Raw genomic sequence first — 13,748 nt, forward strand, 5'->3', positions numbered from 1 at the left:
ACGCTCAGGCCCGGACGGCCTCCCAGACCAGCGCGGGCAGGCGCGCGAGCGACGGCTTCAGCAGGAACCGGATCAGGCGCCGGCCGATGCCGCGTGCGGTCCTCACGTCGGGGAACCACAGCGGCTTGAGCGGGGGCCGGAACGGGGCCCGCACGATCCCCTTCTCCACGTGGTCCACGAGCAGGCAGTTGTGGACGAAGCCGATCCCCGATCCGACGTTCCCGGGCGTTCCGCCGGGATAGGCCCCCCACGGCGGGGCCATGAGGCCGAACGCCAGCCCGGTCCAGAAGTTCACGCCGATGCAGCCGTACCGGAGGTCCGCGAGCGCCCGCTCGAACGCGTCGCGATGGCGACGCTGCGTCGCGCCGTCCGCGATCACGACGGCGGACAACGTCCCGTCGACGGAGGTGTTGACGAATTCAACGGCGCGGGGAAGGAAGTCCGCGGCGGTGCCGCCGTCGATCTCGGTGACCGCCAGGACCCCGCAGAACGCCTCGTGGGTCAACGCGTACTCGCCCTTGCGGGCGGGAACCCCGGGAACCAGCGTCCAGGGGACCACTCCCTCGACGTCGCGCCCGAATCGCTCCGCCCGGGGATAGGTGTCCACGAACGCGCGCCAGCGGTCCCGAGCCCCCGGGTAATACGCGGGCCGCTCGGGGAGCGTCGCGAAGACCCGGCGCAGCGCCTCGAGGAACGCCGCCTTGTGGGTCCACCCTCCGGCGAGCACGAGGAGCTTCGGCGCGTTGCAGTTGAAGCCGGCGTTCAGCTGGAGCATGCCGGCGACGCTGCGGGCCTGGAACGCGACGTCCGCGGGACTCCAGTCGCCGGGCACGACGATCACCGGGGTGACGCAGCCGAGCTCGGCGGTGAACGGCTTCGAGACGAGCGGCGTTCCGGCCCGTTTCCGGCGCTCCCGCTCGTCGGGGTCCGCGCCCCACACGATGGCGTCGTAGGTCGGCGCCGCGCCCGTCATGTGAAGACCGTCGACCCGGGGGTCGGCGACGAGGCTCGCCCCGTGTCCGGGGGCGTCCTCGAGGAACGCGACGAAACCGTCGGCGACGAGGTCCGCGAAGATCCGGTCGAGGATCGGCTTCAGCCACCGGGTGATGTGATGGAGCTTCACCAGCACGACCTCGTCGTCCACGAGTAGCTGGTGGAGGGCATCGGCCGGGGAGATCGACGAGATGTTCCCCGCGCCGAGCACCAGGCGCACCCGTCCCGTCGTCCGCGCGGCCTTGTCGGTGTAGGCGGAACCCACGGTGGGCGGAAGACCGGGCGGCACCCAGATCTCGCACGACATGAAGGGGAAGAGCAGCCGGTCCCACAGGTCGAACGGCATCACCCGGACGGTGCGACGTCCCCCGGGCGCCGTGCGGACCCTCAGCGCGGGCTCGCCGCCCTGCGACAACGCGTCGATGTACAGGCGCAGCCCGCGCGCCAGGACCACCGGACCGGTCAGCCGGATCTCGTCGGCGACCGCGGAATCGGGACCGAGGCCCTGTGCGGCGGCGCCCGCGGCGGCCCAGGCATCCATCTCCTCCACCGTCCGATCGAGGGCGCGGCGAAGGTAGCGGATCCGGTCGGGGATCCCGACGCGGACCCAGGCGTCCTTGCGGGAAGCGAGGCGATCGAGCACGGCGTTGAGGTCGGCTTGCGTGAGGGTCGCGGGCATGACGTCCTCCCCTTCGCCGCATGCTACGCCGCGCACCGCGGCGCGCGCACGGAGCCTCCCGCGGAGCACCGGTCTTGCCGCACGATTGCCGCAGCGGCGACGCCGCGTTGCGGCGCGGCAAATTGCGCTCATCCCCCGTCGCGGTTGCGCGATTTCGCGCGGGGCCCGGGGCGAAGCCGCTCGGAAGACCGTGCCGCGCGGCATCCGGCCATGGCGCGGCCCATGCATCGCCGTGGGATCGGACCCTTGTCCGAGCGCTGGAGGCTCGCCATGATTCCCTCGTTCGTCCTCAAGCGCCTTTACTCCCAGGGAAGCCTCGAGACGAACGCCGGCGGCGTTCGCTTCGCGTTGAAGAACCGATTGAGCGATGCCGTGCTCACCGGCCTGCGCCGGATCCAGATCAACGGCTCGGAGGTCCCGCTCCACGCGGTCGAGCTCGAGTTCACCGACGGGCGGCGCCTCCCCGCCGAGCTCGTCTCGAAGGAGAACCCGGTCCGCTTCCCGCTCCGCGAGATCGTCCGCGTGCACGCGCCGGGGGAGATCGGCGCGGGGAAGAACCACAAGATCCACCTCGCCTTCGAGACGTCCCCCTTCGGCCAGGTCGCGTTCACCGTGGAGGACGCCGCCCGGACGGACACGGGACCCGCCCGCAAGGCCGAGGGGATCCCGGGGGACAGGGCCAACGACTGGGCCCCCGAGATGGTCGCCGGCCGGCGCCGGTGGCTCGAGGAGCGCACGGGAGTCCGTCTCGAGCACCTCGACAAGTACTCGTGGGAGCCCGCCCTCGCGAAGGGGAACTGCGAGAACCTCGTCGGGGTCGCGCAGGTTCCGGTCGGGCTCGCCGGCCCGCTGCGGATCCACGGCGAGCACGCACGCGGCGAGTACCTGATCCCGATGGCGACGACCGAAGGAACCCTCGTCGCCTCCTACAACCGTGGCATGAAGGTGCTCAACCTCGCGGGGGGAGTCACCTGCACCGTCAGCGACGACCGGATGCAGCGCGCGCCGGTTTTCGTGTTCCGCTCGGCGCGCGAGGCGCGGGACTTCCGGGATTGGGTCGGCCGGAACATGACGTCGATCCGGGAAGCGGCCGAATCGACCTCGAGCGTGGCGCGCCTGCTCGACATCGACGCCTACCTCTCGAACGCCTTCGCGTTCCTGCGTTTCAGCTTCTCCACCGGCGACGCCGCCGGGCAGAACATGGTGGGGAAGGCGACGCTCGCCGCGTGCAGCTGGATCCTGTCGCACGTCGACTCGGTCGTCTCCTTCTACCTCGAGTCGAACTTCGCGACCGACAAGAAGGGCTCGCACGTGAACATGCTCCGCACGCGCGGCAAGCGCGTGACCGCGGAGGCGACGATCCCGCGGGCGATCGTGCAGGACCATCTCCACACCGAGCCCGAGACGCTGCACCACCAGGCGCAGATCGCCACGATCGGAGCGTACCTCTCCGGGGCGTCGAACAACGGCGCCCACTCCGCGAACGGCATCGCGGCGATGTTCATCGCCTGCGGGCAGGACGTGGCCAACGTCGCCGAGAGCTCGGCGGGGATCGTCTACACCGACGTGACGCCGGCGGGGGATCTCTACCTCTCCCTCACGATCCCCGCGCTGATCGTCGCGACCCACGGCGGCGGCACGGGTCTTCCCACGCAGCGCGAGTGCCTCGAGATCCTCGGGTGCCGCGGCAAGGGAAAGGCCAGCCGGTTCGCGGAGATCGTCGCCGGCGTCGCGCTCGCGGGGGAGCTCTCGCTGGGCTCGGCGATCGCTTCGTTCGACTGGGTCACGAGCCACGAGACCCTGGGAAGGAACCGGTAGGTCCGCGATGGACGCCGACGCGACGGTCGCCGAACGTGCCGTGGCCGCTCCGGCCGCGCGATTCGAGACGCGCGTCCCGGAGCCGCCGGCCGGGCTCACCCGTCGGTTCCTGAAGACCCACCGCCACGCGGCGGGACTGCTCGTGGGGATGCTCGTCGCCAACGTGCGACGGCGCGCCGAGGACGGCTCCCACCGCGGCCCCGGGTTCCTGCTGCAGCGCGTCGCGGCGGCGGCGCTGCGGCCGTTCCTGTCGCGCGCGCTGCGCGATCTCCCGTTCCCCGTCCAGCTGCGCCGGCGCCTCGAGGCGCTCGGCCCCACGTACGTGAAGCTCGGGCAGATCCTCAGCCTTCGCGAGGACATCCTGCCGAGGTCGATCACCGAGGAGCTCAAGCACCTGCTCGACCGCCTCCCCGCGGTCCCGTTCGAGACGTTCCTCGCGCAGGTGGAGCACGAGCTCGGCCGGAAGGCCTCGGAGGCGTTCCTCTGGATCGACCCCGTGCCGCTCGGATCCGCATCGATCGCCCAGGTGCACCGGGCGACGACCCGGGACGGGCACGACGTGATCCTGAAGGTGGTCAAGCCCGGGATCGCCCAGACCCTCGAGCGCGACGCGCTCCTGCTCCGCGGTCTGGGGCGCGTCCTCCAGATTCCGCTCGGGCGGTTCCAGCCGCGCCGCGTCCTCGACGAGTTCTGCGACTACACGCTGCGGGAGGTCGACCTGCGGCTCGAGGCCGACAACGCGGAGACCTTCGCCGCCAACTTCCGCGACCTCCCCGACATCGTGTTCCCCAGGATCTTCCGCGAGCACAGCGGGAAGAGCGTGTTGTGCATGGAGTTCCTGGACGGCGTCCGCCCCGACACCCCCGAGGCGCGCGGGCTTCCCGCGGAGGACCGCAACCGGCTCGTGGACCTCGGGGCCGCGTCGATCATCCGCATGTTGTACCTCGACGGCTTCTTCCACGCCGACCTGCACCCGGGGAACCTGATCATCCTGCCGGGCGCGCGCTGCGGGTTCATCGACCTCGGGATGGTCGGCCGGTTCGACAGCCAGCTGCGACGGACGCTCCTCTACTACTACTACGCGCTGGTCTCGGGAGACTCCGAAGGCGCCGCGCGCTACCTCGCGGCGATCGCGCAGCCCGGGCGCGGCGGCGACCCGGTCGGCTTCCGCAAGGAGGTCGAGGAGATCTGCCGGCGCTGGAAGCGCCGCGCCACCTTCGAGGGGTTCTCGCTCGCGCAGCTCATCCTCGAGTCGGTCGCCCGCGGCGGGAAGTACCGGATGTATTTCCCCGTCGAGATGGTCCTCATGGTGAAGGCGCTCGTGACCTTCGAGGGGGTCGGCCACGTCCTGAATCCCGGCTTCGACGTCGCGGCCGTCTCCCATCCGCACATCCAGCGGATCTTCCTGGGGCAGTTCAGCCCGTGGCGCCTGGCGAAGGACAGTCTTCGCGGCGTTCCCGAGCTGATCGACGCGATCGTCAAGGCCCCGATGCTCGTGACCGAGGGGCTGCAGGTGCTCGACCGTGCGACGCGACGCCAGCCGGAGAGCCCCTGGGTCGGCATCCGGGCGACGTTGCTGTCGGGTTTCTGCCTCGTCGCCGGAGCCGTCCTCGTCGCGGCGGGGGCGCGCCCCGGCCTCGCCGTGGCCCTTTTCGCGATCGCGTTCCTCCTGGCCTGGAGGCGGGGAGGTTGACGATGGCCGCCTACGAGCCTCTCGATCTCGACTACCTCGGCGACCTGATGCACTCGCACCTGGGCAACGTGATGGAGCGGTACTTCCGTCCGCGCCTGCTCGGCCGCGAGAACCTGCCGGCGTCGGGTCCCGCGATCCTCGCGCCCAACCACAGCGGAAACGCGTTCCCCTACGATGCGATGGTCTTCGACGCGCTCCTGTGGCAACGCGGCGGCATGACCCCGGAGGCGAAGTTCCGGAGCACCTTCGAGAAGGAGCTCGCCTTCACGTGGTGGATGAACCCGTTCGGCCTCGACAATTTCTGGCGGCGCGGCGGAGGCGTGGACGTCACCTACGACAACTTCGACCGCCTGATGGCCCGGGGGGAGCGGATCGTCTACTACCCCGAGGGCGTGCCGGGGATCGGCAAGGGATTCCAGAACCGCTACCGCCTGCAGCCGTTCAAGACGAGCTTCGTCCGCCTCGCCGCGAAACACGGCGTACCCGTCCATCCGGTCTACGTCGTCAACGGCGAGTGGATCATCCCGTTCAACTTCATGCTGAAGCCGGTCGACCGGCTGTTCAGCCGCGTCTTCCACGTGCCGTTCCTGCCGCTTCCGGGTGCGCTCCTCGCGATCTCGTGGCCGTGGGTGTGGTACCTGTCCCTGCCCGCGCGACTCATCTTCAAGATCGGCACGCCGATCGACGTCGCGGCGCGGGTACGCGAAGCGGGCATCGCCGACCCCGAGACGGCCGACCGCGAGCCGCTCGCCCGCGTCGCCGAGTCGATACGCGCGGACATGCAGCAGGAGCTCGACCGGCTCGTCGCACGATACGGACGGTCGCCGTACCACCTGCGCTCGCTCGTCCGCTCGTTCCGGAACGCCCGGGGCGCCCGGGCCTCGATGTTCCCGATCAGCTGGCCGGTGCAGTGGGTCCGCCACGATCGCGACCGTCGGCGCCCGCCCGCGCGCTCGCGCCTGCACGCGATCCTGCGGGACTTCGACCTCGCGGCGTTCTACGTGCCGTTCGGGTGGCCGCTGCTCTCGCTCGCCCGGACCTTCCGAAAGCCGCCGTGCGGCTACCGCGGCCTCCCGCGCAACGTCGCCCGGGAGCTGCGCGGGAACTTCCACTGGCGGCTCAGCGAGCGCCCCCTGCCGCCGAAGCCCGCTTCCGCCGCCGCGGCTTGCGAGCCGCCGCGCGCGACTCGCGGTCCCGAGCCAGCGCCTCCCCCCGCTCCAGCAGTCGGATCAGCTTCTCGGTGAGGGGAAGCCCCTCGGGCACGCGGTCGAGGATCAACTCGGTCCAGAACTCCCGGTCCTCGTCCTCGAGCACGTCCCGCCGGAGGCCGACCCCGTGCCGGGCGAGGGTCTTCTCGAACCCCGAGCCGCGCGATCGCATCCAGCGGCGCGTCGACCTCCATGCGTGCTCGAGCACCCGGATGCGCGAGGAGAAGCTGAAGATGTTCGTGAAGAACATCTCGTAGTCGTCGGGTCCGGGCTCGATCAGGAGCGCGTCGGCGTCCGCATATCGCGCGCGGTACGCGCCGAAGCCGAGCTGCAGCCGCGAATGGATGAGTGTCCGGAAGGTCTGCGACAGGACGGCGGGGAGCCCGATCTCCGCGAGGTGCTCCTGGTGCATGGCCCCGGCCTCGACCGCGTGACGGGTGTCGATCGGCACGATCGGGTTGATGCAGAAGAGCAGGTCGGCGCCCTCCTCGAGCGCGACGGAGGCGTGCAGCGTCTTGAGCAGGACGCCGTCGGCGTAGTAGCGACCCTCGATCTTGACCGGCGGGTAGACGATCGGCAGCGCCGTCGAGGCCTGCACCGCCTGCGAGATCGGCACGTCCTCCCATTCCTGCTCGCCGAAACGCACCGCGGTGCCCGCGTCGACGTCGGCGGCGACCACGATCAGCCGCCGTCCCAGCTCGCGGAAGTCGTTGGTGCGTCCCTCGTGGGCGAGCACCTTCTCGAGCCACTCGCGGATCGGCCGGTTGTCGAACAGGCCGAGCGGCAGCGCCCGGCCCAGGCGCGCCATCGACTCCGTCAGCGAGAGGTCGTCCGGATCGCCGGCGTAGGCGGTGACGGCCTGGACGAGAAGCTCCGGGACGCGCAGGCCGCCGCGCAGCCACGCGCCCGCGGCGGGGGTGAAGAAGATCTTCGGGGAGAACGGGTGGACCCGGTGATCGTGCCGTGCGACCGCGCGGCACATCTGCGCGGGCGTGATCCCGTTCGACAGCAACGCCGCGACGAGCGACCCGGCGCTCACCCCGACGTACACGTGAAGGTCGGTCAGATCGACGCCCTCGAGGACCTCCTCGAGGGCCCGGAGGGCGCCGATCTCGTACACCGCTCCCGCGGGCCCGCCCCCCGCCAGGGCGAGACCGATCCGGCCGTGGCCGCGTGCGCGGCGTTTCACGGCGGAGGGTCCGGTCCTAGGCCTGGGCGGTCGTCTTCTTGCGGCGCGGCGCGGTGCGGGTCTTGCCGAGGGTCTTGGTCAGCGCCTCGACGCGCTTGCTCAGCGACTCGATCTCGGTGCGCGTGGGCACGCCGAAGCGGTGCAGCACCATCTGCACCTTGTCGTCGACCTCCGCCTCGATCTTCGTCGCGGCGGTCTTGATCTTGCCCTTGGTCTCGTTCACCGCGCGCCCGGGCATGTCGGCCCAGTCGCCCGTCTGCTTCCCCTTGGTCACGAGGTTCTTGAAGAGCTTGGAGCCCTCCTCCTCGGCCACGGCGAGAGCGCCGAGTCCGGCGAGCCAGATCTTCTGCGCCGTTTCGGTCGGATCGAAGTTTGCCATCGTCTTGCGGACTGCCATTGGGAACCTCCCGGCCGCGACGTGCGGCCCAACTCCCCTGTTTGCCGCCGGACCTCTCGAAACCGGTTACACGCTGCGCGCGGCACGGGCCGCGCGGCCGCCGGAAACGGGGCCCTTCCCCGCCTCGGCCCGCGCGAGCGCCGCCTCGAGCTGCGCGATGCGCTCCTTCAACGACTCCATGTCCTCCCGGGCGCGGCGCACGGGACCGATCCTGTCGAGCGAAGCTTCGAGCAGCTTCTCGACGCCGATCTGGACCTGCTCGACCCCGCTGCGCAGCGCGTCCTCGCCCTTGCGGATGAGGTCGTGCAGGGTCTCCGTCGGAAGCGTGGAGGCTCCGCGTCGTCCCTGCTCCGCGATGATCTGGGCCAGGACGGCCGTCGTCACGTCCGCCTCCGTCGCATTGTCGACGATGCGGACCTGCTGCCCGTCCCGGATCCACGCGACGATCTCGTCGAGCGTCGCGTACCGACTCTCCTCCGTGTCGTAGAGCTTCCGGCTTCCGTACCGCTTTACGAGTCGCACCATGGCGTCACCTCGGGGGCCCGCACATACAAGTGCCGCGCCGCGGCATCCTTGTCACTTGAGATCCGTCAAGTCATGTCAGCGACGTTACGGGCCAGGCGCTCCAGGTCGTCGAACCCGAGGGGCGGCGCGTCGCACAACGCGGCCTCGATCAGGGGGAGCTCGGAAGGCAGGAGCCCGCGCAGGCGGGCGAGCGAGGCGCGGTCGCGCCGCCCGAGCCAGGCGACGAGATCGCGGCCGGGGTCACCGGCTCGCCCCGGGACCTCCGGGTGCACGCGGTTCGCGACGACCGCGCGGAGCCGGTGCCCCTCCTCGCGGAGCTTGCGCGCGAACATCATCGCGTCCGGGACCCGCTCGGGAGCCGGAGAGGTGACGAGCAGGAACGAGGTCGTCGGGGATCGCAGGAGCTTCTCCACCCGCACCGCCCGCTCGCGGAATCCCGCGTACAGGGGCTCGAAGGCGTGGAAGAACTCGGCGAGCTCGCGCAGCAGGCCGATCCCCACGAGCCGGTCGAGCAGCCGCTCGAGGCCGCGGCCGAGAGGACCGAACCGCTCCCCCGCCCGGAACCGCCCGCGATCGTCGAACCAGGGCTTCAGCGCGATCTCGATCGCGCCGCTGTCGAGGAAGTCCGCGATCCTGCGCGGCGCCCCCAGGAAGTCCATCGCCTGGCGCGCCGGCGGCGTGTCGAGAATCACGACGTCGTGCCGTCGCTCCTCGGCCACCTCGAACAGCCGCTCGACGGCCATGTACTCGAGGATCCCGGCGAGGCTGCCGCGAAGCTCGCGGTAGAAGCGGTTGTTCGCGATCCGCTCGCGCGAGGCCTCGTCGGGGGCGTAGCGCGCCACGATCCGGTCGAAGGTGCGCTTCGCGTCGAGCAGGCTCGCCTCGAGGATCCCCTTCGCCTCGAGGGGCACGCGGATCGAGGCGTCGCGCGCGGCGTCGCCGACGCCGAGCGCGTCCTTCAGCCGCTCCGAGGGGTCGAAAGTCATCACCAGGACGTCGCGCCCGTCGCGGGCGTACGCCACGCCCAGTCCCGCCGCGAACGTCGTTTTTCCCACGCCGCCCGCGCCGACGACGATGCGCAGGTCGGGTCCGTTCCGGCGGCGGGTCATCGCGTCGCCCCCGGAACGCGCAGACCGCGCTCGAGGTGCGGCTCGAGGGTGGAGACGAGCTCGTCGTCGCGCTCGAAGCGCGAGAGAGGCAGCTCGATCACCGGGCCGTCCCATCCCGCGCGGAGGCGATCGAGGGAGTCCTGCTGCGCGGCGCGGCGCCTGCGCCACGCCTTCCCCGCGGCGTCCGAGGGCTCGGCGCCGATCCAGGGCGGGTACAGCGCGTTCACGACGACGGCGGCCGGTCGGCGCCGGCGGGCCTTCAGCCCTTCCGTCAGCTCGAGCGTCTCCTCGGTCGCCAGCCCCTCCGCGAGCCCGGCGACGAGGGCGGCGAAGGCGGAGCCGTCGTCGAGGAACGTCGCGACCTCCTCGATCATCCGACCGATCGGCCCCGTGCTCACGGCGTCGGCGAGCAGCGGCGGCGCGTCGAGCATCGCGAGCGCATGGCCGGTCGCGGGAGCGTCGAACACGACGAGGTCGGGACCGCGGCGCTGGCCGAGCTGGCGGACGGCATGCGCGAGCGCCGCCGCCTCCTTGAGCCCGGGCGCGCCGTCGACGAAATGGCGGTAGACGGGGCTTCGCAGCACGCGGCCGATCAGGAACGGGACCGGCAGGGCCCCGCGCACCAGGTCGTCGATGACCGTGCGCGGGTCGAGGTTGCGAAGGCGCAGGCGCTTCGCGACCTCGACCGTGCCGCCGCCGGAGGGGTCGGCGCCCAGGTAGCGGTAGAGGCTTTCGCGGGGATCGGACTCGAGGAGGAGGACGCGTCGCCCGCGGGCTGCGAGCAGGCGTCCGAGGGTCGCCGCGAGGACGCTTTTCCCCGCTCCGCCCTTGCCGGTCACGAGGATCAGCCGTCGGGAGGCGAGGGACTCGAGAAGCGTCATCGAGACCGCGTCCGGAGCTCCGCCGCGGGATGCGGCGGAGCTCCGAGACGCGGTGTACTAGAAGCCCTGCTCGCTGTCGACCCCCAGATACAGGATCGACGGATCGCCGGGGTGGAAGGCGATCGCGCTCATCTTGTCGTAGCCGTTGTGGGTCTTGGTCGGCGCACCGGCCGAGACGTCGACCTTGTAGACGTCGGTGCCGTAATCGAACGACGGCGTGCCGAACAGCCAGTAGAGGACGTCGGCGTTCGAGGGGTGCGCGGCCATCACGGAGCCGTTCGGCATGAAGAAGCCGTTGACGCCGTCCTCCTCCGCGACCGAGGACCAGCTCAGGCCGCCGTCGACCGACCGCCAGATGTGCCGGCCGTTGTTGGGGGCGCCGGCGTCGGACTCGTCGAGGTCGACCCCCTGCGCGTAGACGACGTTGCCGTCCGCCGGGGAGACCACGACGTTGAAGACGTTCACCGGGCCGAAGGTCGGCGAGATGGACGCGACCTTCTCCCAGGTCCGGCCGCCGTCGAAGGTGAGGGCGACGCCCTGGTTGGTCACGCCGAAGAGCACGTGATCGAGGTTCGCGGGATCGAACGCGGCGCGATAGACGATCGCGTCGCCGAAGCCGGAGGTGCTGACGGGCGCCCAGGAGAGGCCGCCGTCGGTCGACTCCCAGATCCGGCCGGCATCGTCGCCCACGCGCACGCGATCGCCGTCGACCGCATCGGTGCCGACGCCCACGACGTTGCCGGGGACCTTGATCGGGGTGACCGTCGTCCCGTCGACGCGCGAGAGGTCGGGACGACCGTCGGCCCACGCCCACGCGCGATCGCCGCGGCCGGCGGTGAGCGTCAGCGCGAAGCCGTCGCTGCCGGAGGGAACCTCGACGTAGGCGACCGCATCCCAGCGGCAGCCGGCGCTCGTGGAGCGAAGAAGGGTGCGGTCCTGGACCGCCCAGAGGGTATTGGCCTTGTCGCTCGTCGCCACCCCGAGGGTGTAGCGCGTGCCGCGCAGCGTGAGCTTGGTCGGGGTCAGGGTCGCACCGTCGTCCTTCGTGTAGGTGACGGCGGCGGTGCCGGAGATCTCGCGGCACTTCGGAACGCTCCAGCCCTTGCCCTTCTCCTGTGCGGAGGCGAGCGTCGTCGCACCGGCGAGGGTGCCAAGCAACATCACGACGCGAATGGAACGGGACAACATCGGGGCTCCTTCCTTGGTTGTGGGGATGCGAAACGAAGCATCCCGCTGCTCAACTACGCAGAACGAGTACGCCGAACGCCACGAATCGGTTCACATTTCCACCCCGAATTTGCGTTCAGGCATTGACGACTATTCGCTGAGCGCATTTCATAAAGCCAGTGAGCGGAATTCGAATTACGGGGCACCTCGACCGTCTCAAAGTGAAACTCGATCGCGGAAGTTGGGCGTATCTTGCGGGCATGTCCGCGGGGATCGGCTTTCAGCGGATCCGCCTCCTCGGAGAAGGAGGCGCCGGACGGGTCTGGCTCGTCGAAGGTCCCGGGGGATCGCGGCTGGCCGTCAAGGAGGCCACGGCCACCGACCCCGGCGGCGAGATCGCCCTTCGCCGCGAGTACGCGACGGTGGCCTCCCTGTCCCATCCGAACCTGGTCGAAGCGGTCGCCTTCGCGCGCGACCCCGACTCCGGCGACGCCCAGCTCGTCCAGGAGTTCGTCGACGGCCGCGACCTGGTCTCGGCGGTGGCGCGCGACGGAGCCGGGGCCTTCGTCGATCTCGCGGTCGAGTCGCTGCGCGCGCTCGCGTTCCTTCACGACGCGGGTTATCTCCACCGCGACCTCAAGCCCGGAAACCTGCTCGTCCGCGATCACGCGCGCCGGGGCCGGCGCGCGGTGCTCCTCGACTTCGGCCTCGCCGCGCACGGCGGCGCGGCGAAAACCGTCGACGGAGGGCTCTCGGGGACCCTCGAGTACCTCGCCCCCGAGCGGTTCGACGGCGAGCCCGCGTCGCGTCGATCGGACCTCTACGCGCTCGGCGCGTTGCTCTACCACGCGATGCACGGGAAGCCCCCGTTCGTGCTGGAGCGCGGAGACACCGCGGCGCTGATCGCGGCGGCCCGCGAAGGCCGACGCCGGCGCCCCGCGGCGCCGAACGGTTTCCCTCCCGCGATCGCGGCGTGGCTCGAGGAGCTGCTCGCGCCGGATCCGTCCCAGCGTCCCGCCGACGCCGTCGAGGCGCTCGCGCGCCTCGGATCGGCGCTCGGGCGCATCTTCGCCGACGACACCGAGACCGAGCGGGAGGCGCGCCTGGCCTCCGGTCGCCCGGTGGCGCGCGAGGCGGAGCTCGCGGCGCTCGGCGCCGCGGTCGAGCCGGGAGACTCCCCGCGCGTCGTGTTCCTGTGCGGCGCGGCCGGATCGGGGAAGTCGCGGCTGCTGCGCTGGCTCGACGCCGGCCTCGTCGGCGAGGGGGCCGACGTGGTCCGCGTCGGCCCGGGCGACGACCCGCTCGCGTTGCTCCCCGAGCTTCGCGCCCGCGCGAAGCGGACGCGCGTCGTGGTCCTGCTCGACGACGTCGACGCCGCCTCGGGGCGCGCCTCGGAGTTCCTGGACCGCGTGGCGCGCGAGCCGAGGGAGGCGCCGCTTCGCGTCGTGGCGGCATTGCGCCCCGCGGAGGTCCGCCCCCCGTCGGTACGGCTCCTCCTCGGACAGGTGGAGATCGTCCCGTCGTTGCGCCGGGTCGATCTCGCGCCCCTCGACGTGGACGGCCTGCGGGCGCTCGCGACGAAAGCGACCGGTCACGCGCCCTCGGAATCGCGCCTGCGCTGGCTGCGCGAGGCGTCGGAGGGGAACGCGCTCGCCGCCGCGACGCTCCTGATCGAGGGCGGCTGGGAGAAGGGCGGCCGCGCGACGAAAGCCCCGAGCCTGGAGGCGTCGGTCCGCCGCCGTCTGGACGCGCTCACGCCCGACTCGCGTCGATGGCTCGAGGCGTTGGCGTTGCTCGGATCCGGAACGCCCCGGGATGTCGCCGCGATCGCGGGCGTGCCGGAGGAAGCCGCCGCCGCCGCGCAGCGCGACGCGGAGGCCGCCGGCCTCGTTTCATCGAGCGCCGGGACGTTGCACCTCGAATCGCGCCTCGCGGCGGACTGCGTGCGCGCCGCGATCGGCGCCGAGATCCGGCGCACGCTGTCGCGCGCGGCCGCCGAGCGGCTGGAGGTCCTGGCGTCAGAAGGCGCGGCGATCGACGAGGAGCGCGTCGCGCGATTGTGGGCCGACGCGGGGGACGGCGCTCGGGG

At 71.6% G+C, this 13,748-nt stretch carries 10 protein-coding genes and 1 pseudogene; 4 read left to right on the forward strand and 7 right to left on the reverse strand.

Annotation, left to right across the window (positions count from 1 at the left end):
- Positions 1-4: 4 nt before the first annotated feature.
- Entirely contained in the window at positions 5-1,672 is a 1,668-nt protein-coding gene (locus VF139_02055) for a hypothetical protein (GenBank protein ID HEX6850162.1), read from the reverse strand.
- Between the two features lie 270 nt (positions 1,673-1,942).
- Between VF139_02055 and VF139_02060 the strand changes: the two genes are divergently transcribed.
- Genes VF139_02060 through VF139_02070 form a run of 3 tightly spaced genes read left to right on the forward strand, consistent with a single transcriptional unit; the run spans position 1,943 to position 6,427 of the window.
- On the forward strand, positions 1,943-3,490 hold the full coding sequence (locus VF139_02060) for a hydroxymethylglutaryl-CoA reductase (protein ID HEX6850163.1): 1,548 nt from the start codon (positions 1,943-1,945) through the stop codon (positions 3,488-3,490).
- Between the two features lie 7 nt (positions 3,491-3,497).
- Complete coding sequence (locus VF139_02065) at positions 3,498-5,183, forward strand: AarF/UbiB family protein (protein HEX6850164.1); 1,686 nt, start codon at positions 3,498-3,500, stop codon at positions 5,181-5,183.
- 2 nt (positions 5,184-5,185) lie between these two features.
- Positions 5,186-6,427 carry a 1-acyl-sn-glycerol-3-phosphate acyltransferase gene (locus VF139_02070; GenBank protein ID HEX6850165.1) on the forward strand — a complete coding sequence of 414 codons (1,242 nt, stop codon included), beginning with the start codon at positions 5,186-5,188 and terminating at the stop codon, positions 6,425-6,427.
- A 484-nt stretch (positions 6,428-6,911) separates the two neighbouring features.
- Here the strand turns inward: VF139_02070 and VF139_02075 are convergent.
- From VF139_02075 to VF139_02100, 6 genes and pseudogenes are all read right to left on the reverse strand, one after another.
- Positions 6,912-7,580: pseudogene (locus VF139_02075) on the reverse strand (patatin-like phospholipase family protein).
- A 16-nt stretch (positions 7,581-7,596) separates the two neighbouring features.
- Positions 7,597-7,977, reverse strand: a complete 381-nt coding sequence (locus tag VF139_02080; GenBank protein ID HEX6850166.1) for a phasin family protein — start codon at positions 7,975-7,977, stop codon at positions 7,597-7,599.
- Between the two features lie 66 nt (positions 7,978-8,043).
- Entirely contained in the window at positions 8,044-8,502 is a 459-nt protein-coding gene (locus VF139_02085; protein ID HEX6850167.1) for a polyhydroxyalkanoate synthesis regulator DNA-binding domain-containing protein, read from the reverse strand.
- Between the two features lie 65 nt (positions 8,503-8,567).
- Positions 8,568-9,611 carry an ArsA-related P-loop ATPase gene (locus tag VF139_02090; protein ID HEX6850168.1) on the reverse strand — a complete coding sequence of 348 codons (1,044 nt, stop codon included), beginning with the start codon at positions 9,609-9,611 and terminating at the stop codon, positions 8,568-8,570.
- The gene (locus VF139_02095) at positions 9,608-10,492 is read right to left on the reverse strand and encodes an ArsA-related P-loop ATPase (protein ID HEX6850169.1); all 885 of its coding nucleotides are present in this window, start codon (positions 10,490-10,492) and stop codon (positions 9,608-9,610) included. Before VF139_02095 ends, VF139_02090 begins: the two co-directional genes overlap by 4 nt.
- A 57-nt stretch (positions 10,493-10,549) precedes the next feature.
- Positions 10,550-11,680: a hypothetical protein gene (locus tag VF139_02100; protein HEX6850170.1), complete on the reverse strand. Its 1,131-nt coding sequence runs from the start codon at positions 11,678-11,680 to the stop codon at positions 10,550-10,552.
- Between the two features lie 239 nt (positions 11,681-11,919).
- Here VF139_02100 and VF139_02105 point away from each other — a divergent pair.
- The coding region (locus VF139_02105; GenBank protein HEX6850171.1) for a protein kinase at positions 11,920-13,748 on the forward strand (1,829 nt) is incomplete at its 3' end.

The organism is Candidatus Polarisedimenticolaceae bacterium (assembly GCA_036376135.1).
GTDB lineage: Bacteria > Acidobacteriota > Polarisedimenticolia > Polarisedimenticolales > DASRJG01 > DASVAW01.

Bases quoted from the DNA above. Each gene is read 5' to 3' on its own strand.
- VF139_02055 (HEX6850162.1), bottom strand. From the start codon at position 1,672: ATGCCCGCGACCCTCACGCAAGCCGACCTCAACGCCGTGCTCGATCGC.
- VF139_02060 (HEX6850163.1), top strand. From the start codon at position 1,943: ATGATTCCCTCGTTCGTCCTCAAGCGCCTTTACTCCCAGGGAAGCCTC.
- VF139_02065 (HEX6850164.1), top strand. From the start codon at position 3,498: ATGGACGCCGACGCGACGGTCGCCGAACGTGCCGTGGCCGCTCCGGCC.
- VF139_02070 (HEX6850165.1), top strand. From the start codon at position 5,186: ATGGCCGCCTACGAGCCTCTCGATCTCGACTACCTCGGCGACCTGATG.
- VF139_02080 (HEX6850166.1), bottom strand. From the start codon at position 7,977: ATGGCAGTCCGCAAGACGATGGCAAACTTCGATCCGACCGAAACGGCG.
- VF139_02085 (HEX6850167.1), bottom strand. From the start codon at position 8,502: ATGGTGCGACTCGTAAAGCGGTACGGAAGCCGGAAGCTCTACGACACG.
- VF139_02090 (HEX6850168.1), bottom strand. From the start codon at position 9,611: ATGACCCGCCGCCGGAACGGACCCGACCTGCGCATCGTCGTCGGCGCG.
- VF139_02095 (HEX6850169.1), bottom strand. From the start codon at position 10,492: ATGACGCTTCTCGAGTCCCTCGCCTCCCGACGGCTGATCCTCGTGACC.
- VF139_02100 (HEX6850170.1), bottom strand. From the start codon at position 11,680: ATGTTGTCCCGTTCCATTCGCGTCGTGATGTTGCTTGGCACCCTCGCC.